Source organism: Paraburkholderia sp. RL17-347-BIC-D, assembly GCF_046027915.1.
In the GTDB taxonomy this organism is placed as follows: domain Bacteria; phylum Pseudomonadota; class Gammaproteobacteria; order Burkholderiales; family Burkholderiaceae; genus Paraburkholderia.
Genome location: NZ_JARESS010000037.1, coordinates 1 through 22,786 on the forward strand (window position 1 = coordinate 1; position 22,786 = coordinate 22,786).

Genomic DNA, 22,786 nt, shown 5'->3' on the forward strand with positions numbered 1-22,786 from the left:
GAGAGCGAGCGACAGGTCGTCAACCCCTTCGCGCAATATTTTTCAGAAAGTTGAGAGACACCGAAACAGACCACCACCACAACGCTGCCAAATTAGTTAGCCATCCGATTTAATTGGCCACTCATGAGGCAATCGTACTCGCGACGGCCAAACAGTAATCCGCGACCGCACCTCCCCGCCGCCAACCAGCCAAACCAGCCTCCGTACCATATAGAGAGCCACGAGACCCATCCGGCGCACACCCGAAAGAAGCGTCGCAAGAACTGGAAAGCCGGCCGCGCCGCTAAAACCTAAAGTTTCCCTCTCGCCAGCCGTCAACCAAGATATCCTGTCACTTAAATGGCCGCCGACCATGGATAACCCAGTTGAGGAACACGTCGAGGAAACCTCACTCGCAGCCCAAATGCCAGCTCTGAATCCGGAGAAGGTGCCGGTAGGCACGCCCCTCGACTGGCCGATCGTCGACGCCGACGGCACGCTCCTTTTCGCCAGCGGCACCATCCTGGCAACCACGGACGAGCGCAAATTCCTGTTCGGGCACTTCCGTCCGCAGCGCGGCGACCTGGTGGGCGCGGCCACGCAACCGCCGCTCCAGGCAGAGCCACAAGCGGATCCCAACGGCGAACTGACACTCAAGGACATGCATCTGGAAATCGGTGCATTGATCGGTGTGCGCTCGCAGCTCGGCAGCGGAGCGCCGATGCATCCGTGCCGCATCATCGGTTTCGCGCCGAATCTTTCGCTCTTCGTCACTCCGCCGATGCACGAAGGCCGCATGCTCCCGCTGGGCGTCGGCGAAAACATCGAAATCGTCGCGATCGCCAGCCATGCGGTGTTTCGTTTCGTCTGCACGATCGAAGCGATTTGCCGCACGCCGTTCGACTACGTCGTGCTGTCGAAGCCGGGCGTGATCCGCCGCCTGCGCGAACGCAAGTCGATCCGCGTCCGCGCGCACCTCGCAGTGCGTTTCGGCATCGGTCAAAGCGGGGAATCGTATGAGGGCCTCGGACTCGCGAGAGGCATCAGCGCACTCGGCATGTCGCTGGACGCCTCGTGGACGCTGGGCGCCGTCGGCGACCGCTTGCGCGTTGCGTTCCGCCTGAAATCGAAGGATCTCGACACGGAGATCGAAACCACGGCGGTGATCCGCAACGTGCACAAAGGCGGCGGCCCCGGCGAGCCTTCGACTCACGGGCTCGAACTCGATCAGCTCGACGCGTCTCAGCAAATGGCGATGAAAGTCTTCGTGTTCGACCGCCAGGACGACGTGGTGTATTGGTCGAGCGGTCTGAAATAAGCGCAGGCCCGAGAGCGAAACGCCCCACGCGCCGCTCAGCCCATCAGTTCTTCCGGCGTGAAACGCCGCGCGCCCCACGCATCGGCGAGCATTTCGCAACGTCCCAACCGGATCGCCTCGCGCTCGAAATCGACGAATACGACTTCGTCCACATCGAGCGGCCGCACCGGCATATCACGCGTGCGACCATCGGTCAGAATCCACAACCAGCGTTGCTGCCCGGGCTTGCGGCGCGCGCTGCGCTCCAGCAGTTCGGTTGCTCGCCGGACGCCCGCCGTCAACGGCGTGCCGCCTCCGCCGCCCACGGGCCTCAGCCACCGCTCGTTCCACCAGCGGGGCACAGCTGGGCCGAAACGCACATCCGCACCGGCGCCACCGAAACAGACCAGCGCCGCTTCGGCACGCGCGGCGCTCGCGCGATCGAACAAGGCGATCAGCAGTCCCTTGGCGAGCGCGAGGCGCTGCCCGGCCAGCATGGAGCCGGAGCAATCGAGTACGAAGCAATGCAGCACACCGCCGCGCGGCGCCTCGCGCACGAAACGCAGATGCTCGGCGCGCAGCGCGTCCTGGCGCATCGCGGCGAGTGTCGGCGGCCAGTCGATGCGCTTGCGCGGTTCCCCGCTCAAGCGGCCGCGCCCACCCACGCCCGCGCCTTGCCGCCATCGAAAACCGCTGCGCGAGTCAGCGGCGGCGCCCTTCCGATGGCTCAGCGTTTTTTTACGCTAAGCGGTATGACGCCTTTGACGTGCGTGGTCCCGGCCGGTTCGGGCGCGAGGTAGCCCCAATCGCTATCGCCGGTAGCGGCGGCCGGCGGCGCATTTCCTTCCGCAGATGAAGCACGGCTATCGGAAGAAGCCTCCCGCTCGGCGTCACGCTTACGCGCATCGCCTTCGGCCTGCGACTCGCGAACATGGCGCCGATGAACCAACACCGCCTCGGCCACCCGATCGACATGCTCGGCCGTCACCGCGGCCGCCTGTTCGAGCGCCGCCAACGCGCGCGCCGCGCGCAGCATCACGAGATCGGCGCGCAGGCCATCCACGGCGGCGCCGATGCACAGCTCGCTGACATGCGCATGCACGGCGTCGTCGAACGCGAGTTGCGGCAGCGCTTCGCGCGCCGCTCGAATCTGCTCGATATAAGCCGCCTGCTGCTGCGCATAGTCCGCACGAAAGCCCTGTGGATCCAGATCGAACGCCAGCCGTGCCTTCACGATCGCCTGACGCACGCGCGGCTCGAAGCAGTTCTGCAACTCGACCATCAAGCCGAAACGGTCGATCAATTGCGGCCGCAGTTCGCCCTCTTCAGGATTCATCGTGCCGATCAGCACGAAGCTGGCGTCATGGCTATGCGACACGCCATCGCGCTCGACGGTATTCACGCCGCTCGCAGCCGCGTCGAGCAAGGCATCGACGAGTGCGTCGGGCAGTAGATTGATTTCGTCCACATACAGCACGCCGTGGTGCGCTTTCGCGAGCAGACCGGGCGAGAACCGCACCGAGCCGTCGCGCAACACGGTTTCGATATCGAGTGTGCCAATCAAACGATCTTCGCTGGCGCCAAGCGGCAGATTTACCAGTTGCCCTTGCGGCAACAACTCAGCCAGAGCGCGCGCGGAGGTCGATTTCGCCGTGCCGCGCGGCCCCGTGACCAGCACGCCGCTTAAGCCCGGATCGATGGCGGCCAGCAGCAGCGCCTGCTGCAACGGCGCCTGCCCGATCAGCGCGGCAAAGGGAAAAGCCGGCCGCGCGGCGCCCGCACTCATCGCTGGATTCATGTTTGCATTCCTTCGATCTGCTGCTCGCTCGCGAGCAGATGCTGTTCGACTTGCGCGCGATAGTCGCCGGGCGCCTGCCACAAACCGCGCTGCATGGCTTCGAGCAGACGCTCGCAAATCGAATGCAACGCGTGCGGGTTATGCCGCTGCAAGAACTCACGGGTGTCCGCATCGTTCAGATAGGCATCGGTCACGAGCGCATATTGATGACCGGCGATCACGCGCGCGGTCGCATCGTAGCCATACAGATAATCGACGGTCGCGGCGATTTCAGCCGCGCCCTTGTAGCCGTGACGCTTCACGCCATCCAGCCATTTCGGATTGACCACGCGCGAGCGGATCACGCGCGCGATCTCCTCATGCAGCGTACGCACGCGCGGCGCGGCCGGATTGCTGTGGTCGGCGTGATACACGCTCGGCTGATCGCCAGCCAGATGCCGCACCGCCGCAACCATGCCGCCCTGAAACTGGTAGTAGTCGTTCGAATCGAGCAGGTCGTGCTCGCGGTTGTCCTGGTTCTGCAGCACCACGTCCATCGCGGCGAGGCGCGTGCCGAACGCGTGGCGAGCTTCTTCGCCCGAGTTCTTTTGCGTGTACGCGTAACCGCCCCACGCCTGATACGCGTTCGCGAGATCGGCGTCGGTCTGCCATTGCTGCGAATCGATCATGTCCTGCAGACCCGCGCCATATGCGCCGGGCCGCGCGCTGAACACGCGCCAGCCGGCGCGCTTGCGCGCTTCGGCGGCATCCATGCCGCGCGCGATCAACGCATCGCGTTCGCGCAGCACGCGTGCGCGAATCGGATTCACGTCCTCGGGTTCGTCGAGTTCGGCGACGGCCTGCACGGCGGCGTCGAACAGATGCATGACGTTGGCGAAGGCGTCGCGGAAGAAACCGGACACCCGCAGGGTGACGTCGATACGCGGTCGGTCGAACGCCTCGATCGGCATGATTTCGAAATCGGTCACGCGATGGCTGCCCGGCGCCCACTTCGGCCGCACGCCGAGCAACGCGAGCGCCTGGGCGATATCGTCGCCGCCCGTGCGCATGGTCGCGGTACCCCAGACGGAAAGCCCAATGGCGCGCGGATAGTCGCCTTTCTCCTGCAAGTGCCGTTCGATCAACTGCTGGGCCGATTTCAAGCCGAGCGACCAGGCGGCTTGCGTGGGAACTGCGCGCGTGTCGACCGAATAGAAATTGCGGCCGGTGGGCAGCACGTCGGGCCGGCCACGCGATGGCGAACCGCTCGGCCCCGGCGGCACGAAACGCCCTTCGAGGCCACGCTTCAATTGAAGTATTTCCTGCGGACCACAAGCGTCGAGCCGTGGCAACACGTCGTTACGCAGACGCTCGATCACCTGCTCCGCTTGCGGCAAGCCGGCCGCATAAAACGGCGCTACCGATGCGTCCGTTCGATCGCCACACACATCACGTAGCAACTCGGCCGCCAGCAACTCCAACCGTTCCCGCGTATCGCCACAGTGCCGCCACGGCGCATCGCTCACGCGCTGCAGCACATCGGGACGCGGCCCATCCCACGCCGCCGACCAGTCCACCGACAGCGGATCGAACAGATGATCCATCCGCAGATCACGCGCCAGCGCGTCGATCAAACCGGCCTTGCCGCCTTGGCCGTCGCCGACCGGAAAACGCCCCAACGCCAGCAACGTATCGCGCCGCTGCACGCCATCAGGCGATTGCCCGAACGTATGCAAGCCATCGCGAATCTGCGCCTCCTTCAACTCGCACAACCACGCATCGACGCGCGTGAGCAGCGCGTCTTCATCGTCCTGCCCGTTCGGCGCCGCGAGACTCAGCTCCTCATGCAGCTTATGTTCGACGATGGTCGCCAGAATCGTGCGTCGCAACAGCTTCGAGCGGCGCGGATCGACCATCAGCGCTTCATAATATTCGTCGACCTGGCGCTCGAGATCCTGCAAGGGTCCGTAACTTTCGGCGCGCGTGAGCGGCGGCATCAGGTGATCGATGATGACGGCCTGCGCGCGGCGTTTCGCCTGGCTGCCCTCGCCGGGATCGTTGACGATGAACGGATACAGATGCGGCATCGGCCCGAGAATCAGATCGGGCCAGCAGGCATCGCTCAACGCGACGCTCTTGCCGGGCAGCCATTCCAGATTGCCGTGCTTGCCGACATGCACGATCGCGTCGATGCCGAACTGGTGACGCAACCAGAAATAGAACGCCAGATACGCATGCGGCGGCACGAGTTCGGCGTCGTGATAGCTCGCGTAGTCGCCCTGTTCGCGCGAACGCGACGGTTGAATGCCGACGAACACCTGTCCGCAGCGCCAGCCCGCGATCATGAAGCGGCCGCGTCGCAGCTTCGGGTCCTGTTCGGGCGTACCCCAACGTGCGTTGAGAGCCTGGCGCGCCTCGGCGGGCAACGCATTGAAATGCGCGAGATAGTCGTCGAGAGCCAGGCTTTGCAGCGCGGGACGCAGATCGCGCACGACCGGATCGTTGGTCACGCCTTCGGTGAGCTTCTTCAACAACGCGTCGCCGTTCGCGGGCAAGTCGGCGAGACGATAGCCCTCGGCGCGCAGCATCGACAGAATGCCGACCACCGAGGCGGGCGTATCGAGGCCCACGCCATTGCCGATGCGCCCTTCGCTCATCGGATAGTTGGCGAGGATCAGCGCGAGTTTCTTGTCCACGTTATCGAGTGAACGCAGACGGCACCAGCGCCGGCTCAGTTCAGCGAGAAAGCCGACTCGTTCGGCGTCAGGCTGATAACGCACCACGTCGACCTGAGTGTGAGGACAACGGTACGCGAGCCCCTTGAAACTGATCGCGCGCGTGATGATGCGGCCATCCACTTCCGGCAGCGCGATATGCATGGCGATATCGCGCGAATTGAGGCCTTGATTGTCCTTGACCCAATCCTCGCGATTGCCGCCGCTCAGGATCACCTGGAACACCGGCGCATCGCCGGCGAGCGCGAGTGGCTCGGGGTCGTCGATCGCCGACGCGGCGAAGGCGGTCGTATTCAGCACCAGTGCGACATCGTGCTGCGCGCACAGCGACTGCACGACGTCTCGGCTCATCGCATCTTTCAGCGAAGTAATCGCGATCGGCAGCGGATTCAGGCCTTGCGATTCGAGCGCGTCGATCAGCGCATCGAACACGGTCGTATTGGCGGCCTGCAGATGCGCCTTGTAGAACAGGATCGCCGCGACCGGCGCGTCCTGCCGCCAGCGCGCCTGCCAATCGGCAACCGTCGGCGTGTCACGCTCGGGATGGTAGAGCGTCGCGGCAGGCAACGCGCGCGGTGGCGCCGGTTCGCGTCCCCACCCGCAGACACGGTGCGCGATACAGCGCAGGAACGCCTCGGCATTTTGTGGGCCGCCTTCACGCAGATAGCGCCAGAGCTGATGGCACAGATCGGCGCTCGCGGTGCTGCGCGCGAGCAGGTTCGGATCTTCCTGCAGATCGCCGGAAAACATCGCGAGCGTCTGCTGCTTGCGCTCGGCGAGCGCCACCACCTGCTCGATGCCGTAAGGCCAATACGCCTCGCCGCCGAGGTGATCGACCACCACCACGCGTGCATGCTGCAAGACGTCTTCGACATAGAAATCGACCGACGCCGGTTGCCGCAAATACGTGACGTTCGCGAGCCGCACGCTCGGGAAGCCCTCACCCAGGCGCGGAAAAACGCTCGCCAGCAGCGACAGCGTGGTATCGGCGGAACTGAGCACCACGATATCCGCGGGCTGCTGATCGATACGGATCACGCCTTGCGTATCGTCGACAAAACCGCCAGGCGTGGTACGCAGCAGATGCATGAGCGCTTACGCCTGTTGCGTTTCGACGCTCGACGGCACGCCGAGCGCCGCGTCGAACGCGCGCTGCAACGCGGCCTGATCGAGATCCTCGCCGATCAGCACGAAGCGGCTCCGGCCGCTTTCGCCGGCCTGCCAGCGTCGATCGAAATAGCTGTCGAAGCGCCGGCCCACGCCCTGGATCACCAGACGCATCACCGCGCCCGGCAGCGCCGCGAAACCTTTGACGCGGTAAATCGTGTTCGTTTCGACCAGACGCTGCAACGCAGCGATCACCGCTTCGCGCGACGACACATTCGCCTGCACGACCACCGAGTCGAATTCGTCATGATGGTGGTCGGCGTCGTCGGCGGAACCGTGGTGATCGTGGCGCAAGTGGATCGTGTCTTCCGAGGCCGCTTCGAGGCCCAGCAACGTGTGCAGATCGAGTTGCCCCATGTGCGCGCGCACGATCTTCACTTGCGGCGGAATCTCCTCGCGGAGCAACACTTCAACCGCGCTTTGCTGCGCGTCGTCGAGCAAATCCGTCTTGTTCAGAATCACCAGATCGGCCGCGGACAACTGATCTTCAAACAGTTCGTGCAACGGCGACTCGTGATCGAGATTCGGATCGGCCTTGCGTTGCGCATCCACGGCGACGGGGTTGTCGGCAAACTGACCGCTCGCGGCGGCCGGGCCGTCCACCACGGTGACCACGGCATCGACGGTGAAACTGTTCTTGATCTGCGGCCAGTTGAAGGCCTGCACCAGCGGCTTCGGCAACGCGAGACCCGACGTCTCGATCAGCACGTGATCGATCTGATCGCGGCGTTCCACGAGCTTTTCCATCACCGGAAAAAACTCTTCCTGCACGGTGCAGCACAAGCAGCCGTTCGCGAGTTCATACAGTTGGCCTTCGGTTTCGACACCGTTTTCATCGCAACCTATGCCGCAACCCTTGAGGATTTCCCCGTCGATGCCGAGTTCGCCGAACTCGTTGACGATCACCGCGATGCGCTTGCCGCCCGCATGCTGAAGAATATGCCGCAGCAGCGTGGTCTTGCCGCTGCCGAGAAAGCCCGTGACGATGGTGACGGGGATCTTGCGCATTTGAGTTTGCATCGTGAGGTCCATCCGTAGGAGTTGCACGCGCACGCCGCTGTGTCTGTATGGCCATCTGCCTACGCCGGGCAAAACGAGGCACAGGCCCGGCCAGCCACGACGATAACAAAACACGGGGACGAACGACGGCGTTGCCGCGACAACAGAAAAACAGAAAGCGGGAATGAGGTCATGAACGCAGCGCCGCATCCCCGCGGCGTTCGTCCTTCGTATTCTGGCCGGTATCCGGGCTGGCGAAAGCGCCGCTTCCCCTTCCCGGGCGAGTGATTTCTCGCCCAGTGGTGATATGCCGACGCGGCCTTGCGCGTGGACATCGAAGCCGGCTCCGCGGCGCTAATGAACTGAACTTAGCACCACATTTCGCTTACCGTTGCGGGGGCAGCACAGGTTGACCCGATCCATGGCAGGTGGGTACCCTGTTTCCCGTTTAACTGCATGCGCACGAGCGCGCATACGAGCACCAAAGTGCGTGCGAGTGTAGGCCCGCGGCCCGGTGCCGTCAAGGAACCGCAAGCCGCAAGCGCTTATCGGGCGGGGCGCCATGTGCTATCGTATGCGCGCGTTTGGTGCCCGCACATGCATTCGCGTGTGCAGTTAAACGGGAAACAGGCGGCGCTCCATGCGCTCAACCTGTGCTGTCCCCGCAACGGTAAGCGACCTGCGGCGCAATCTTGAGTTGTCTTACGCCGCGCATGCGTTTTTTCGATGCCACTGTCCAGCACATTCCAGCGAATGCGGACGGGAAGGCAAAGCGCATGAGGCCGCCAGCCCGGATACCGGCCAGACGCGGAGGCGGCGAACCTCAGGGCAACATCGCGCCGCCGGCCGCCGGAATCCGCGAGGGACGGATGTGAAGGCGCTGAAGCACGACATAGTGTGTCCACGTATGCGGATTCCGGCTGGAATCGCTACGCGCCACACATTGCGCCGTGCCTGAATCCGTCGTACCGCATGACCCCAAAGTCCGCCGCCTGGCGACCGTCCGCGCTTTACCCCTTTCCGCTTGTCACGACATGGCGCTCGCCATGCACGCCGCGATGACCCGCGCCTGGCTGATCGGCGCCGGCCCCGGCGACGTCGAGCTCATGACCATCAAGGCGACCCGTGCATTGGCGCAGGCCGACGTGGTGCTGGTCGACGATCTGGTGAATCCCGAGGTGCTGCAGTTCGCGCGTGCCGACGCGCTCGTCGTCTACGTCGGCAAACGCGGCGGCCATCCATCCACGCCGCAGGACGGCATCGTCGCGCAGTTGCTCGAACATGTGCGGGCCGGGCGCAGCGTCGCGCGTTTGAAAGGCGGCGATCCGTTCGTATTCGGCCGTGGCGGCGAAGAACAGCAGGCACTGCACGCGGCGGGCATCGAGGTGGAAGTCATCAACGGCATTACTGCGGGAATCGCGGCGCCCGCGGCGATCGGCATTCCCGTCACGCATCGCGATCACGCGCAGGGCGTGGTGTTCGTCACCGGACACGGCGCGGGCAGCGGCGAGCCGGACTGGGCCGCGCTCGCGGCCACCCGCATGACGCTCGTGATCTACATGGGCATGCGGCGGCTCAACGATATCGTCGGCGCGTTGCTCGCGGCCGGCATGAGCGCCGACACGCCGTGCGCGGCGATCGAATCGGCCACGCGTCCCGGGCAACGCCATGCGCTCGCGCGGCTCGGCGAATTCGCCGATATCGTCGCGCGCGCCGGGCTCGGCTCGCCGGCGATCGTGGTGATCGGCGGTGTGGCGTCGCTAGCCTTGGAGCGCGCGGCGGCGCAGGCCGACGCTGCAACGCCGCCCGCAGACGGAACGGATACGCAATGAAAACGCTGAGCGTCGGCATCGGTTGCCGTTTGCACAGCCCGGCTGCGCAGATCGAAGCCGCGGTGCGCGCCGCGCTCGGCGCGCATTCGTTCGACGAAATCCGCAGCGTGGCCTCGGTCGATACCAAAGCCGACGAAACGGGCCTGCTCGAATTTTGCGCACGTCATGCGCTGCCGCTGACATTCTTCAGCCTTGATCAGATCGCGTCGATGCCCGTGGCGGAGCCTTCGGCGGCAGTGCGCGAGCATCTCGGCGTGGACGGTGTTTGCGAGCCGTGTGCGCTGCTTGCCGCGACTGCCGGGCTCGGCGAACCCGGCGCGCTCAATGCGGATCGAGCCCGCCTCGTCGTGCGCAAAACCGTCCATGCCGGCGTCACCGTGGCGATTGCTTCGAGCGCCGCGCACGCCGATAGTGAACACCCAAACAACGACACTCAGTAACAGGACCTGCCATGAAGACCGATCCCGAATCGCATCAACGCATGACCGAGCGTCGCCGCGAAGGCCACGAGAAAAAACAGGCCAACGCCACCGTCGAAAAAGGCCTGCTGATCGTCAACACCGGCACCGGCAAAGGCAAAACCACCGCCGCGTTCGGCATGGCCGTGCGCGTGCTCGGCCACGGCATGCGCCTGGGTGTCGTGCAGTTCATCAAGGGCGCGCTGCACACGTCGGAGCGCGACTTTCTCGGCGCGATCGCCAACTGCGATTTCGTCACGATGGGCGACGGCTACACCTGGAACACGCAGAACCGCGACGCCGACATCGCGACCGCGCGCAAAGGCTGGGACGAAGCGCGCCGCATGATCGAGAGCGGCGATTACCAGATGGTGATCCTCGACGAGCTGAACACGGTACTCAAGTACGAATACCTGCCGCTCGACGAAGTCCTCGCGGTGCTGACCGCGCGCGCGCCCATGCTGCATGTGGTGGTGACCGGCCGCCACGCGCCGGACGCGTTGATCGAAGCCGCCGATCTCGTCACCGAAATGCGCATCGTCAAGCATCCGTATCGCGAGCAAGGCGTGAAAGCGCAGCGCGGCGTGGAGTTCTGAGCGATGGCCGCGTGCCCCGCCCTGTTCATCAGCGCGCCCGCGTCGGGCCAAGGCAAGACCACGATCACGGCGGGTCTCGCGCGCTACCATCGGCGGCTGGGGCGACGCGTGCGCGTCTTCAAGACCGGACCGGACTTTCTCGATCCGATGATTCTGGCGCGCGCGAGCGGCGCGCCCGTGCTCTCACTCGATCTATGGATGGTGGGCGAAGCCGCCTGCCGCACGCTGCTCGCGCAAGCGGCCGCCGAAGCCGATCTGATCCTGATCGAAGGCGTGATGGGTCTGTTCGACGGCACGCCGAGCAGCGCCGATCTCGCCACCACGTTCGGCGTGCCGGTGCTCGCGGTGATTTCGGCGAAGGCGATGGCGCAGACCTTCGGCGCGGTCGCCTTCGGTCTCGCGCAATTCCGGCCGCAGGTGCCGTTTTATGGCGTGCTCGCCAATCGCGTCGGCTCCGCGCGGCATGCGCAGATGCTCGAAGAAGCGTTACCGCCGGAGTTGCGCTGGTGCGGGCACATTGCCGCCAGCGATGAAATCGCGCTGCCCGACCGGCACCTCGGCTTGCATCAGGCGGACGAAATCGACGATCTCGACGCGCGCCTGGATCGTGCCGCTGACACTCTAGGCCGCACCGCGCTCGCCGAACTCCCACCGCCTGTCGAATTCGGCGCGCCCTTATCGGACGTCCTGCCGCGCCTGCTGGAAGGCAAGACAATTGCGATTGCGCGCGACGCCGCGTTCTCGTTCATCTATCCGGCCAACATCGCGCTGCTGGAAGCACTCGGCGCGCAAGTCGCCTTCTTCTCGCCGCTCGCCGACGAAGCACTGCCGGAACACGCCGACGCTTTGTACCTTCCCGGCGGCTACCCTGAACTGCACGCCGAAGCGCTGGCCAGCAACGCCCGCAGCGCCGCAAGCATTCACGCGCACGCGAGCTCCGGCAAGCCGCTCGTCGCCGAATGCGGCGGCATGCTCTATCTGCTCGACCAACTCACCGACACGCACGGCGCGACCACATCGATGCTCGGCCTGCTGCCCGGCCACGCAACGATGCAAACGCGCTTCACCGCGCTCGGCATGCAGCAGATCGACAGCCTGCACGGGCCGATGACGGGCCATACGTTTCATTACTCGAAGCTGAACACGTCGCTTACGCCGCTGCGTTCAGCGACCCGGCCGCAGGGCGACGCGCCGGGCGAGGCCGTCTATCGCGCCGGCTCGGTCGTGGCGACTTACATGCACGCTTATTGGCCCTCCAACCCGGCCTTCACGGCCGCCCTGTTCCATGGCGAAGCCTTTTAACGATTCCGAGCGCGACGCCGTCTACCGCGCGATTTACGAACGCCGCGACATGCGCCATTTCGTGCGCGATCCGGTCGACCCCGCCGTGCTGCAGCGCCTGCTCGACGCGGCGCATCACGCGCCGAGCGTCGGCTTCATGCAGCCGTGGCGAATCGCGCGGATCACCGATCCTGCGCTTCGGACCGCTTTGCATGACACGGTGGAGAACGAACGCCTCGCCACCGCCGATGCGCTCGGCAAACGCCGCGAAGAGTTCATGAAGCTGAAAGTGGAAGGCATGCTGGACTGCGGCGAGTTGCTGGTGATGGCGCTGATGGACGGCCGCGAGCGCCACATATTCGGCCGCCGGACCTTGCCGGAGATGGACCTCGCGTCGGTGGCGTGCGCGATCCAGAACATGTGGCTGGCCGCGCGCGCCGAGGGTCTCGGCATGGGCTGGGTGTCGCTGTTCGACGTCGACGTGGTTCGCCAACTGCTGCACATGCCCGAGGGCGCGCGGCCCGTGGCGATTCTGTGTCTGGGCCACGTCGACCAGTTTTATAGCGAGCCGATGCTGGAAACCGAACGCTGGGCGAGCCGCATGCCGCTTACCGACTGCGTGTTCGAAAACCGTTGGCCGGAAGACAGCAATGCGTCGGAATGATCTCGACGCGCGTTACGGCTGAAGCGGCTTTACCGACATGACTTTCGGCAGGCCGCCAGTTTCGTCGGCGCGCAGTTTCACGCGCCAATCTGGCGGCGCATCGAAGGGAAACCTGGCCAGCGCGCTTTTGACGAGCGTCGGGATGGCATGCAACGGATCCGCATCGCGGTCGCTGCTCACCGCGCTGACTTTGTAGACCTCCTGTCCGCTCGCACGCTCGAAAAACCGCAGCGTCAGCGCATGCTGGTACGCGGGGCCGCCGAACAGCGAGAATGGTGTTTCAGGCGGTCGAACACAGTCGCCCGACGTGCAGCCTGTTTCACCGACGCCGATCGTCGCCGGGCGCGTGTCGTAGGCCACTGAAAGCAGATAACGTCCGGACTGCCCCGTCGTTTCGACGAAGCCCTGTTTCGTCAACTCGTCCACCAACAGGCTTTCGAATTGTGGATGGTCCGCGCTGGCCTCCTGCGACGGCATGCGCGCCATCGTGTAAGTCCGCTCGCCTTGCAGCGCGGCGGCCGCGTTCGCGGCGTCGGCGGTATGCACGTCGGCGCTCAGACCTGCGCATCCGGTGAGACTCGCCGCGGCCAGCGCGGCACAGATCAGGATTGCTTTCACCATCTTCTCGCTTCGATAGGGTGCGTATTCATATGTCATGTTCGTGGCGCGAGCGAGGCGCCCGATTGCGCATCTTCAAGCACCGGTAAGCAGAGCGTAAATGCCGTGCCCTGGCCGGGCTCGCTCGCCACTTCGACATCGCCGCCGTGGCGCGTGACGACCGTCTTGACGAAGGCCATGCCGAGCCCCGCGCCGCCCACTTCCGGCCGCTCGGTTTCGTGAAACCGCCGGAAGCGCTCGAACAGCCCTGCCTGCTCCTCTTTGGGTATGCCGTAGCCCTGATCGCGAATCGTGCACGACACGCGCCTGGCCGCGCCCGGCACGCACTTCGGCGTCAGGCTCGCAAGGCTACACACGATCCGCGTATCCGGCGGACTGTACTTGACCGCGTTGTTCAGAATGTTGACGAGCGCGCGGGTCATCAACGAACGGTCGGCGCAGATCCAGTGGCCGTCGTCGGCGGCGTCGGCGGCGCCAGTCTCCGTGTGGAGCGTGATGCGCTTGGCGTGCGCCTGCGGCCAGACTTCGTCGCTGGCGTCGATCAGCAACTCGGTCAGGCTCACCGGTTCGAGCACATAGGTTTGCGATTCGGCGCGCGCCAGTTGCACGAAATCGTCGGCCAGCGTGAGCGCGCGCTGCGCGTAGCGTTCGATGCGCTCCAGCAAGGCGCGCGCGAGCCCCGGCTCGCTGCGGGCGCGCTCGATCTCCACCAGCGCCAGAATCGACGCCTGCGGCGAGCGCATGTCGTGCGACAGAAGCCGCAGCGCGTCTTCCCGCTGACGCTCGGCCGCATGCAAGGCCGACACGTCGACAAGGCCCGCGATCCAGCCGGTGGTCTCGCCCTGCTCGTTGGTGCAGTTCGCGTAGCGCAGCAAGTGGTCGCGCTCGTGGGCGTCGCGCACCTCGACGCCGTGCGCCATCAGCGCGGCGAATTCGTGGCGCGCCGGATCGAGCGGCGCCGGCCAGTGCGTGCGGGCGAGCAGATTGTTTTCGGCATCCGACGCCGCGTCGCCGTCGATCGTCTTCACGAGCGTCAGGCTCCCCAGCACGGCTTGCATCGAACGGCCTTCGGGCAGCGGCGCGCCGAGCCGCGCGAAATGCGCCTTGGCGGCGTGATTTGCGATCAGCACGACGCCACGCACGTCGCTCACGAGGATCGGCTCGGGCATGCTGTCGAGGCTGTCCCACACGAAACGCTTCATGTCCTGCACGCGCTGCGCGGCCTGCGCCATCAGCGCCATGTGCTGCTCCAGCACGTCGCCGCCGAACTCGCGGCGGCGCTGCGGCGTTTCCGGCAGCAGATGGGGTTCGTCGGCGAGGCGCTGCAGTTCTCCGCGCAGATACGCCATCGTCATTTCGAGGCGCCGCCAGTTCCAGATCGGATAGACGGTCACGAGACCCAGAATCGCCGGCACCGGCGACATCCACAGCCGCGCGCCGTACAGCAAGGCCGCGCTGCCGGCCGCCGCGAGCAGACACAGTGCGCCGGTCAGCAGCAACGAACGGCGCGGCGACAGCACGAGAAATCCGGCCAGCAGCGCGGCAAGCGGCGCGAGCGACGCTGCGAACAGCATCCACGGATAGACCGGCTCGATTTCGCGGCCGGTGAGTAGCGTATCGAGCACGTTCGCGTGGATATACACGCCGGGCAGCGGGCCGAGTTTGCCGGACACCGGTGTCGCGAAGCGGTCGTACAAGCCCGACGCGGTCACGCCGATCAACACGATGCGGCCGCGCAACTGGTCCGGTGTCACGTCGCCGGCGAGCACGCGCACGAAACTCAGCTTGGTATAGTTCTGCGCGTTCGGACCGAAGGGGATCAGGAAGCGGCCTTCGCCGCCGTCGTCGGCTGCGGCTGCGGCTGCGGCTGCGGCTGCGGCTGCGGCTGCGACTGCGGATGCGGATGCGGATGCGGATGCGGATGCGGCCAAAGCATGGCTGCGCTGCCAGCCGTTCAGATGGAGCGAGCCAAGCTCTGCCGCCTGGGCGACCGGCACCATCAATTGCGGCCAGCGTGAATCGGCGCCGCCCTCGTACCGCGCGACGCTGCGCACGATGCCGTCGCTGTCGACTTCGAGATTGATATGGCCGAGCCCCGCCGCCGCATGCGCGAGCGGCGCCACCGGCTCGACCACGACGCGGCGGCCGCCGTCATCGGCTGCGGTGAGCAATACCGGCAGATAGGTCGGACTCATCGCGATGGCGCGGGCCAGTTCGGCGTCTTGCGGATTGGCCTCGGTGAACAGCACGTCGTAGATCACCGCGGCGGGCTTCGCGCTGGCGATCCGTTCAAGCAGCTTCGCGTGGACACTGCGCGGCCACGGCCAGCGCCCGAGTTGCGCGATGCTCGCGTTGTCGATTTCGACCACCACGATATCGCGCAGCAAAGGTTGCGCATGCAGGCTCAGAAAGCGGTCGTAGACCAGTTGATCGACACTCGCGCTCAGACGGCCGAGCGAACTGAGCAGAATCACCACGATGCCCAGACAGCCGATGCCCACCCATTCGATCAGGAAGCGGCGGCCGGCGCGCCGTCCGAGACGGGCGCGCGGATCGAGGCTCAGGCGCGTAGGTGTGGTCGGCAAAGGGTTGCTTGGTTCGAAGCCAGGAAGCGGGCTGATGCATGGCTCAGCCCCGTGAATCTACCAGCGTCAGCGCGCAAGCGTAAACGAGCGCACCGCGCTGCTCTTTTCGTAGAAGCGGCCGTTCTCGAACTGCTCCGCGACGATCGTCCAGTAATAGACGCCGGCCGGCAGATCGCTTACGACCACTTGGCCGCCCGACAGATCGGTGCGGTCCACAAGCGGATGGCGCAGATCGGCCGTGGTCGCCAGCACGAAACGAAAGCGTGTTTCGACCGTGGCGCGGCTGACGAACCAGCGGAATTCATAGTCGCGGCTGCCGGCCCGCTGCGTCGCCGACGCGGCCAGCCCGAGCTGGCGGCGTTCGAACGCGTACACCTGCGGCAGGCCTTCGAGGCCGTTGGAGTCGATCGCGGCGATGCGTACGAAATAGGTACCGTCGGCCAGGTCGCCGAAATCCGCATGCGGCTCGCTGACGCGCTGATCGCGGATCAGGTCGAGCCGGTCGGCGTCGCGTGCGATTTGCACGCGATAGGCCACGGCACGGTCGGCCGGCGCGAGATCGAACGCGACGGTCTTGCCGTCCTGCACTTTGGCCGGCTGCGTAAGCGCCGGCGCGGGCAGCAACTCGACCGGTCCGCCGATCGCTTCGCCCGAGCGCGTCACACTGCCGAAGCGCGCCTTCACGAGCTGCGCGGAGCTCTGCAGCGGCACGCCGGGCAGCGGCGCCGAAGCACGGCCGCCGAGCGCCGCCGGGTCGACGCCAACTGCGCCGTCCAGCACTTCGACCGCGGTGGTTCGCGCGTCGCCGTCGTAAGCGACCTTGAAGCGCGTACCGCGCACACCCGCCACGACCGACGGCGAGCGGATCTGAAAGCGGTCGTCCTTTTTCGTCGCGTGCGTTACCTGGCTTTCGACTTCGCCGCTGCGCAGTTCAAGCATGCGATCGCCGGCGCCGGTCAGTGTGGTGCGCCGCAGCGTGCCGATATCCAGCAGGCCGTTCTGCCCCACCGTGACGTGCGAGCCGTCCGGCAACTCCAGCGTCACAAAGCCGTTGTCCCCGGTGCGGACGCGGTCGCCTTCGCCGAGGGTCGTGCCTTCCGCGAGCGGCACGTAGGGGTTCTTGCCGAACGCGTGCTCGGCCGGTCCGCTGGTCGCGATCACGCGGGCCGACTCCTGTTCCTGTTTGAGCTTGCCGGCGGGCAGAAGCAAAGCGATGCCCGCCGGCATGCGGCGTGGCGCGGGCACATGATTCAGGCGGCTCAGCACGGCCCAATCATTCGGATCGCGCATATAGCGGCCGGCGATGTCGTACAGCGTGTCGCCTTCGTGGGTCAGATACGAGACGTATTCCGGCGCAGCGGCTTTTGCACGCTTCGGTGCGCGCGGCGATTGCGCGGACGCCGACACCGGCGCGAAACAGGACATCGCGAGCAGGCCGGCTGCCGCGAGCCATGCACCGCTGCGGCGGCCCGGCGAAACCGCGCTGCCGCGCGCTGCTCCATCGACGGAAAACGTCACGCCTCCCCCGCTTCGGGGCGTTCGTCGGCTGCTGCCGGCGGCGTGGCGGAATCGACCCGTTCGAGCCGGTAGCCATAACCGTAAATCGGCGTCAGACGATAGCCGTGCTCCGGGCGCAGACCGAGCTTGCTGCGCAGCATCGACACGTGGGTGTCCATGGTGCGCGACGGAATGTCGGTTGCCTGCTTCCAGATCACATCGAGAATGTGCGCGCGCGACAGCGGCCGGCTCAGATGCTGGAACAGCAGGAGCGCAAGCTCGAATTCCTTCTGCGTGACGGCCACTGCCGTGCCGCGCACCACCACATGCTTGGCGCCCAGATCGAATTCGAATTCGCCGAAGACTTCCTTCGCCGCGGGCGGCTTGAGGTGGTAAGCGCGGCGCAGGAGTGAGCCGACGCGCGCCAGCAAGACCGCGGCGGACACCGGTTTGACGACATAGTCGTCCGCGCCCGTGTTGAGAATCGACGTGATGTCGGTTTCGCGGCCGCGGCTCGTCATGAACAGCACCGGCAGGCGCTCGGAGAGGCTTTCGCGCACCCAGCGCAGCACCTCTTCGCCCGACATGTCGGGCACGTTCCAGTCGAGCACCAGCAGATCGAACGTCTGGCGCCGCAACTGCCGCACCAGTTCGCGGCCCGCACCGTATGCGTGACAGATATGGCCCGCCGCCGACAGCGTTTGGCAAACCAGGTCGGCCTGAGCCGAATCGTCATCCAGGACAGCAATTCTCATAACACCCCGCAACGCGACATCCTTCGTAACTGGTGGCCGGCTAGCCGGCAGATGACCGGGATGACGGCGTAAAGCACCGACGATCCGGCTTCCAATTTCATCTTCGGCTGCACATTTTTCGACTAGTGGTCCTTTGCCTTACGCCCTGTCCGGTCCGGTCCTGCCGCCGCAGTCTCGATATTGGGACGCGTGATTGGCTTTATCGCGCCGGGTATCGAAGGGGGCAGTTCATCATAATCGAAAAACGGCCGCTGTTTTCCGGATGCGATTAAGCCGCTATCCGGTCCGGCTATGCGATGCTATTTATTGGTATCGACCGCAAGGATCGTAGTTCGGGTCGGCTGGTCTCGCTCGCACGGTAATTGGCCCCGTTTGCCGTTGTCTTTTCAGGCCTCGTCCCGCATTGAGGTTACGGCGATTTGACAATTTGCGAGTCAGTATAGAAACAGTCTCAAAATAAATCGTTTAAAGATTGTTAAACCGAATTGAGGCTGCCACCGCAGATATACATCGAAATACGCAGATCGCCGCAGCGGTCGTCGAGCGGAACGCAAAATGAAATATCCGTGACACTGGCGAAGATCCCGCCCTCGACCGACGTCGTGCCAGAGCGCACGCGGCCGCATCGGACACCAAACATGGTGTTGGTGCATATACCGTCCGGCGCCTCGTCACCGACTATCTGGCCGGACACGTACAACACCAGTCCCGCAGTGCAGGCAAATACCCGATACGCGCTCGACATCCCCATCGAGCCGACTCTGGACCAGCTTCCTGAAACCGTCACTCGCGGGATGGCCTTCGGTCTGTTGGAAAGGTTAAGAGATCGCCCCACCTATGCGAACCGCATCAAGATGAAACTTGGCGAACCTAGCTGTCGCTGATCTATCCAGCGACTTCGATGATTCTGCTTCCATACTTCTGGTCTGCTGCATACGCGTTGCTGCTCGCGGTGCGCGGCGAGACGTACGAACGGCAAGCCCCCAAAAGGAAGAAACGCCTTGACGCGTGGACGTTTGTCGAAGCGTGCGTTTACGGGTCCACCTCCAGCGTTACGCCGGCACAGCGAATCACGTGCAGGTAAGCGACCGTATCCCCGACTGCGGCGGTGGCCTGCTCCGCAAGGCTCCGCATGCGCGAAGACTTTTCAGCGCACGCCATCATCGTCTCGAGAGCGTCCGAATCTGCAAAACCGTGAGCTGCCGCAGCACCGAGTATGGCATCGAGAACGCGTCGGGCCGCAACTCGGGCAGCGATCGGCGCCAGCGGAGCCCGATACGTAAGAAAGCCTGCCATCAGTAAAAATTCGACCGGGCTGATGCGCTCGCCGTTGCCAACAGGAACACCGTCTGTATTGACTCGCTCTTGCGTCATGGTTCGTCTCCCGCTCTGGAGCAGCAAGCGCTGTGATCGCGCAGATCCGTGCCGCTATTGCCGCTGGCCGGTCCGTAGGGGATTCGACGACGGCCCGGTGCTGCACGCAGCACCGGACACCGCTTGATGTCCGAGGTGATGTCTCGGGCGGCGCAGAAATAGTCTAGTACAGGATGAATCGCTAATGACGGTAAACACGGCGTAAGATCGCCGCGGGCGTGGCCTTGTAAGTGTGCGTTTCGCTAGCTGAGCATCGACACCGGGTTTATGCGACCTTCCACCTTCAACGTAATCGCACTGTAACTATCGACAGGTTAAAAGATCGATTTTTCGTCATGCCGAGGCGCCAAGTCGTAGTATTCTTGATTCGCCTCGTGCTCCCCAGCGATAGCCGCTGCCTCACCACTTCACGTCAACTGTTGTGCGGCTCTGAAAATGTGATGATGCGGCGAATCCCTGCACGCCCGCTTCCGTGGGCGCACAGGAGATGACGACTTCCAAAGCAACTACCTAATCATTGTTATCTTTTTGAAGGCTTCGAAACACTTCGCGAACATCGCCGATGCCTGGCGAGTCCAAGTGGGTGACTAATCCCGGCCACGCGGACTATTCTCTTCGAGGGTATTCATGAAAACGCTGTTTCTGCAGGCACCTTCATTTGAAGGCTTCGATGGCGGAGCGGGCTCACGCTTCCAAACGAAGCGCGAGATTCGATCATTCTGGTATCCAACGTGGCTCGTCCAGCCCGCTGCGCTGATTGAAGATAGCCGCGTCGTGGATGCTCCCGCAGATGACCTGTCGCTGGATACGACACTCGACATTGCTCAGAAATACGAACTGGTAATCATTCACACAAGCTCTCCATCGTTCCAGAGTGATGTTCAATTTGCAGAGCACCTGAAGCGGCGCAAGCCCCGGATCCTGATCGGGATGATCGGTGCAAAAGTCGCTGTCGATCCTCACGGCTCGCTGACTGCGAGCGACGCACTCGACTTCGTGTGCCGCGAAGAATTCGACTTCACTTGTCGCGAGATCGCACAGGGCCTCCCGTTCAAATCGATTCTCGGACTGAGCTATCGTCTGCCGGATGGCGGGATCATGCACAACGACGCCCGACCGATTCTCGAAGACATGGACCAGTTACCGTTCGTCTCACCGATCTATAAGCGCGACCTAACGCCGGAGAATTACTTCAGCGGCTATCTCAAGCATCCGTATCTGTCGCTCTACACGGGGCGAGGCTGCAAATCCAGATGCACCTTTTGCCTCTGGCCGCATACGGTTGGGGGTCATCGCTACCGCACGCGCTCGGTCGAGAACGTCCTCGAAGAAGTGAAATGGATCAGGGACAACATGCCCGAAATCAAGGAGATCATGTTCGATGACGATACCTTTACGGATCTCCGACCGAGAGCCGAAGAGATCGCTCGTGGTCTCGGCAAGTTAGGCGTGACGTGGTCGTGCAACGCCAAGGCGAACGTGCCCTATTCAACCCTCAAAGTGATGAAAGAGAATGGGCTGCGGCTCTTGCTCGTCGGGTACGAATCCGGCGACGATCAGATTCTCGTGAACGTCAAAAAGGGCCTGCGGACCGATATGGCCCGCCAGTTCAGCGACGATTGCCGCAAGCTCGGCATCAAGATCCACGGCACGTTCATTCTTGGGCTTCCCGGCGAGACGCACGAAACGATCGAGAAGACGATCAAATACGCGAAAGAGATCAATCCCCACACGATTCAGGTGTCACTCGCCGCGCCCTATCCGGGAACCGTCCTTCATAAGCAAGCGGTGGAGAACGGATGGTTGAATGAAGGGAAGGTCATCGCCCTCGTCAATTCGGCAGGCACCCAGGCTTCCACGATTGGCTATCCGCATTTGTCGCGCGAAGAGATCTACGTTGGCGTTGAGGAGTTCTATAAACGCTTTTATTTCAGACCAACAAAGATCTGGGAAATCGTCCGCGAGATGCTGGTGAGTTGGGAGATGATGAAACGGCGCCTGCAGGAAGGCGTAGAGTTCTTCAGATATCTTCGTGCACGCAAGGCATGAGGCGCCGGTCTACCTTTCTCGGAATGATGGGCCGCCCGGCATCAGGAAGAACATCGAACGGGTCGGCTCAACTGCCCGGACCGACTCACGCTTAAAGTGACAAGAAGCGTGTCGCGGTCGCGGTCGGGAATCCAGGTCGGCTTTCTACGGCCAGACCCGCACTCGGCTCGGAAGCCTCTGCGGCACAACGATCGTCCGGTCGAACTGGCTACCGGATTGCACGCTCAGTGCTTTTTTGTCTCGGGGCGTCTCGTCGAACGCACAATTTGACATACGTCATTTGAACGGCAAGGGGCGGAGGTAGGTTACCGGTACCGCGTAATTGCTGGCACCTGCCATGTCGCAGGAGAGTGTAGATGACCAAGTGCGTTGCGCGGATGCCGGCCCGCGCATCGGCACGGGTCACTAACACTGGCGAGGCAAATACCATGGAATTTTTGTTATTAGCGGCAATCTTCCTTACATCGGCTGGATTCCTTGTTAGCGCTGCCGTAGCGCCGACCCCGCCTGCGGCGATGGCGCCAGCCTCTGCTTCCGGCTCCGGGGAAGACAGGACCACGGCCCCGCAGCCACGTCCAGAGTCGCCCGGGATGAATGTTCCACTCCCTCAGCAGAATCCTGAGCCACACTCTCACCAATAAGGCGTCGAACAAACGCATAGGTGTGGCCGCGTGTGACCGGAGTGTCCCGTCCCCGCGCGAAGATACGCGAGTTGCTGGACGTAGTGCGAGCGAGTATCAGCAGCAATGCCGACAACGTAGCCACGGTCGCAGTGCCACCAACCTTCACAACAGTATGCCCTTGGTGAGTTACCCAACTAGCGTCGTGGAATACGACCTCGACGATAAGCGAAATCAGTTTCATGAGAGCGTGAGGCTCATGCCAGGTTTCCTGCTAGCCAGCGCACAAAAACGACTAACAACAAATTTCGGTAAAGCGCGACAAAACTTCTATGCTTCTAAAGACTAACGGATAGGAAGTGCTGCCGCCGCAGGATAGGCAATGAGGAAGGAAGCGGCTAGTCAGAGCCATTCGTGTTGCAGTAAATGCCCGCAGTGTGTGGCTTGTCACTATAGACATTGAAGTAGTTAATTTTGGTATCTGACGTTCGATTTGGAATTCC

At 63.9% G+C, this 22,786-nt stretch carries 17 protein-coding genes and 2 riboswitches; of the genes, 7 read left to right on the forward strand and 10 right to left on the reverse strand.

Annotated elements, in window-relative coordinates; genetic code table 11:
* Positions 1-352: 352 nt before the first annotated feature.
* Complete coding sequence (locus P0D96_RS34320) at positions 353-1,297, forward strand: flagellar brake protein (protein WP_408318089.1); 945 nt, start codon at positions 353-355, stop codon at positions 1,295-1,297.
* A 35-nt stretch (positions 1,298-1,332) separates the two neighbouring features.
* On the opposite strand, the gene P0D96_RS34325 is transcribed toward P0D96_RS34320, so the two are convergent.
* The 4 genes from P0D96_RS34325 to cobW all read right to left on the reverse strand — a co-directional run bounded on the left by P0D96_RS34325 (position 1,333) and on the right by cobW (position 7,975).
* Complete coding sequence (locus P0D96_RS34325; protein WP_408318148.1) at positions 1,333-1,872, reverse strand: vWA domain-containing protein; 540 nt, start codon at positions 1,870-1,872, stop codon at positions 1,333-1,335.
* A gap of 131 nt (positions 1,873-2,003) precedes the next feature.
* Positions 2,004-3,074 (reverse strand): magnesium chelatase ATPase subunit I, encoded by a 1,071-nt coding sequence (locus tag P0D96_RS34330; protein WP_408318090.1) that lies wholly within the window; start codon positions 3,072-3,074, stop codon positions 2,004-2,006.
* On the reverse strand, positions 3,071-6,877 hold the full coding sequence (gene cobN, locus P0D96_RS34335; protein ID WP_408318092.1) for a cobaltochelatase subunit CobN: 3,807 nt from the start codon (positions 6,875-6,877) through the stop codon (positions 3,071-3,073). The genes P0D96_RS34330 and cobN overlap by 4 nt, the downstream gene beginning before the upstream one ends.
* Positions 6,878-6,883: 6 nt before the next feature.
* Positions 6,884-7,975: a cobalamin biosynthesis protein CobW gene (gene cobW, locus P0D96_RS34340; protein WP_408182664.1), complete on the reverse strand. Its 1,092-nt coding sequence runs from the start codon at positions 7,973-7,975 to the stop codon at positions 6,884-6,886.
* A 199-nt stretch (positions 7,976-8,174) separates the two neighbouring features.
* Positions 8,175-8,455: riboswitch (cobalamin riboswitch) on the reverse strand.
* A gap of 67 nt (positions 8,456-8,522) precedes the next feature.
* Positions 8,523-8,774: riboswitch (cobalamin riboswitch) on the forward strand.
* A gap of 238 nt (positions 8,775-9,012) precedes the next feature.
* Between cobW and cobA the strand changes: the two genes are divergently transcribed.
* From cobA to bluB, 5 genes are read left to right on the forward strand one after another with little or no spacing between them, the layout of a single operon-like run.
* Complete coding sequence (cobA, locus tag P0D96_RS34345) at positions 9,013-9,786, forward strand: uroporphyrinogen-III C-methyltransferase (RefSeq protein WP_408318150.1); 774 nt, start codon at positions 9,013-9,015, stop codon at positions 9,784-9,786.
* Complete coding sequence (locus P0D96_RS34350; RefSeq protein ID WP_408318095.1) at positions 9,783-10,226, forward strand: cobalamin biosynthesis protein; 444 nt, start codon at positions 9,783-9,785, stop codon at positions 10,224-10,226. Before cobA ends, P0D96_RS34350 begins: the two co-directional genes overlap by 4 nt.
* Positions 10,227-10,237: 11 nt before the next feature.
* Positions 10,238-10,840: a cob(I)yrinic acid a,c-diamide adenosyltransferase gene (gene cobO / locus P0D96_RS34355; RefSeq protein WP_132377049.1), complete on the forward strand. Its 603-nt coding sequence runs from the start codon at positions 10,238-10,240 to the stop codon at positions 10,838-10,840.
* Between the two features lie 3 nt (positions 10,841-10,843).
* Complete coding sequence (locus P0D96_RS34360; RefSeq protein WP_408318097.1) at positions 10,844-12,142, forward strand: cobyrinic acid a,c-diamide synthase CobB; 1,299 nt, start codon at positions 10,844-10,846, stop codon at positions 12,140-12,142.
* Positions 12,126-12,785: a 5,6-dimethylbenzimidazole synthase gene (gene bluB / locus P0D96_RS34365; protein WP_132377047.1), complete on the forward strand. Its 660-nt coding sequence runs from the start codon at positions 12,126-12,128 to the stop codon at positions 12,783-12,785. The genes P0D96_RS34360 and bluB overlap by 17 nt, the downstream gene beginning before the upstream one ends.
* A gap of 12 nt (positions 12,786-12,797) precedes the next feature.
* Here the strand turns inward: bluB and P0D96_RS34370 are convergent, their stop codons facing one another.
* From P0D96_RS34370 to P0D96_RS34395, 6 genes are all read right to left on the reverse strand, one after another.
* On the reverse strand, positions 12,798-13,442 hold the full coding sequence (locus P0D96_RS34370; RefSeq protein ID WP_408318099.1) for a DUF4136 domain-containing protein: 645 nt from the start codon (positions 13,440-13,442) through the stop codon (positions 12,798-12,800).
* On the reverse strand, positions 13,439-15,988 hold the full coding sequence (locus tag P0D96_RS34375) for a CHASE2 domain-containing protein (protein WP_408318101.1): 2,550 nt from the start codon (positions 15,986-15,988) through the stop codon (positions 13,439-13,441). Before P0D96_RS34375 ends, P0D96_RS34370 begins: the two co-directional genes overlap by 4 nt.
* A 66-nt stretch (positions 15,989-16,054) precedes the next feature.
* A complete protein-coding gene (locus tag P0D96_RS34380) occupies positions 16,055-17,506 on the reverse strand; it encodes a FecR family protein (RefSeq protein WP_408318103.1) in 1,452 nt (483 codons plus the stop codon).
* On the reverse strand, positions 17,503-18,240 hold the full coding sequence (locus P0D96_RS34385; protein ID WP_408182674.1) for a response regulator transcription factor: 738 nt from the start codon (positions 18,238-18,240) through the stop codon (positions 17,503-17,505). Before P0D96_RS34385 ends, P0D96_RS34380 begins: the two co-directional genes overlap by 4 nt.
* A 475-nt stretch (positions 18,241-18,715) precedes the next feature.
* Complete coding sequence (locus P0D96_RS34390) at positions 18,716-18,991, reverse strand: hypothetical protein (RefSeq protein ID WP_408293444.1); 276 nt, start codon at positions 18,989-18,991, stop codon at positions 18,716-18,718.
* A gap of 281 nt (positions 18,992-19,272) precedes the next feature.
* Positions 19,273-19,614, reverse strand: coding sequence for a hypothetical protein (locus tag P0D96_RS34395; protein WP_132377041.1), 342 nt, complete (start codon positions 19,612-19,614; stop codon positions 19,273-19,275).
* A 627-nt stretch (positions 19,615-20,241) separates the two neighbouring features.
* Between P0D96_RS34395 and hpnJ the strand changes: the two genes are divergently transcribed.
* Positions 20,242-21,663: a hopanoid biosynthesis associated radical SAM protein HpnJ gene (gene hpnJ, locus P0D96_RS34400; protein WP_408318105.1), complete on the forward strand. Its 1,422-nt coding sequence runs from the start codon at positions 20,242-20,244 to the stop codon at positions 21,661-21,663.
* Positions 21,664-22,786: the final 1,123 nt, after the last annotated feature.

Coding starts and splice junctions, on each gene's coding strand:
- P0D96_RS34320 (WP_408318089.1), top strand. CDS start 353: ATGGATAACCCAGTTGAGGAACACGTCGAGGAAACCTCACTCGCAGCC.
- P0D96_RS34325 (WP_408318148.1), bottom strand. CDS start 1,872: ATGCGCCAGGACGCGCTGCGCGCCGAGCATCTGCGTTTCGTGCGCGAG.
- P0D96_RS34330 (WP_408318090.1), bottom strand. CDS start 3,074: ATGAATCCAGCGATGAGTGCGGGCGCCGCGCGGCCGGCTTTTCCCTTT.
- cobN (WP_408318092.1), bottom strand. CDS start 6,877: ATGCATCTGCTGCGTACCACGCCTGGCGGTTTTGTCGACGATACGCAA.
- cobW (WP_408182664.1), bottom strand. CDS start 7,975: ATGCAAACTCAAATGCGCAAGATCCCCGTCACCATCGTCACGGGCTTT.
- cobA (WP_408318150.1), top strand. CDS start 9,013: ATGACCCGCGCCTGGCTGATCGGCGCCGGCCCCGGCGACGTCGAGCTC.
- P0D96_RS34350 (WP_408318095.1), top strand. CDS start 9,783: ATGAAAACGCTGAGCGTCGGCATCGGTTGCCGTTTGCACAGCCCGGCT.
- cobO (WP_132377049.1), top strand. CDS start 10,238: ATGAAGACCGATCCCGAATCGCATCAACGCATGACCGAGCGTCGCCGC.
- P0D96_RS34360 (WP_408318097.1), top strand. CDS start 10,844: ATGGCCGCGTGCCCCGCCCTGTTCATCAGCGCGCCCGCGTCGGGCCAA.
- bluB (WP_132377047.1), top strand. CDS start 12,126: ATGGCGAAGCCTTTTAACGATTCCGAGCGCGACGCCGTCTACCGCGCG.
- P0D96_RS34370 (WP_408318099.1), bottom strand. CDS start 13,442: ATGACATATGAATACGCACCCTATCGAAGCGAGAAGATGGTGAAAGCA.
- P0D96_RS34385 (WP_408182674.1), bottom strand. CDS start 18,240: ATGAGAATTGCTGTCCTGGATGACGATTCGGCTCAGGCCGACCTGGTT.
- P0D96_RS34390 (WP_408293444.1), bottom strand. CDS start 18,991: ATGGGGATGTCGAGCGCGTATCGGGTATTTGCCTGCACTGCGGGACTG.
- P0D96_RS34395 (WP_132377041.1), bottom strand. CDS start 19,614: ATGACGCAAGAGCGAGTCAATACAGACGGTGTTCCTGTTGGCAACGGC.
- hpnJ (WP_408318105.1), top strand. CDS start 20,242: ATGAAAACGCTGTTTCTGCAGGCACCTTCATTTGAAGGCTTCGATGGC.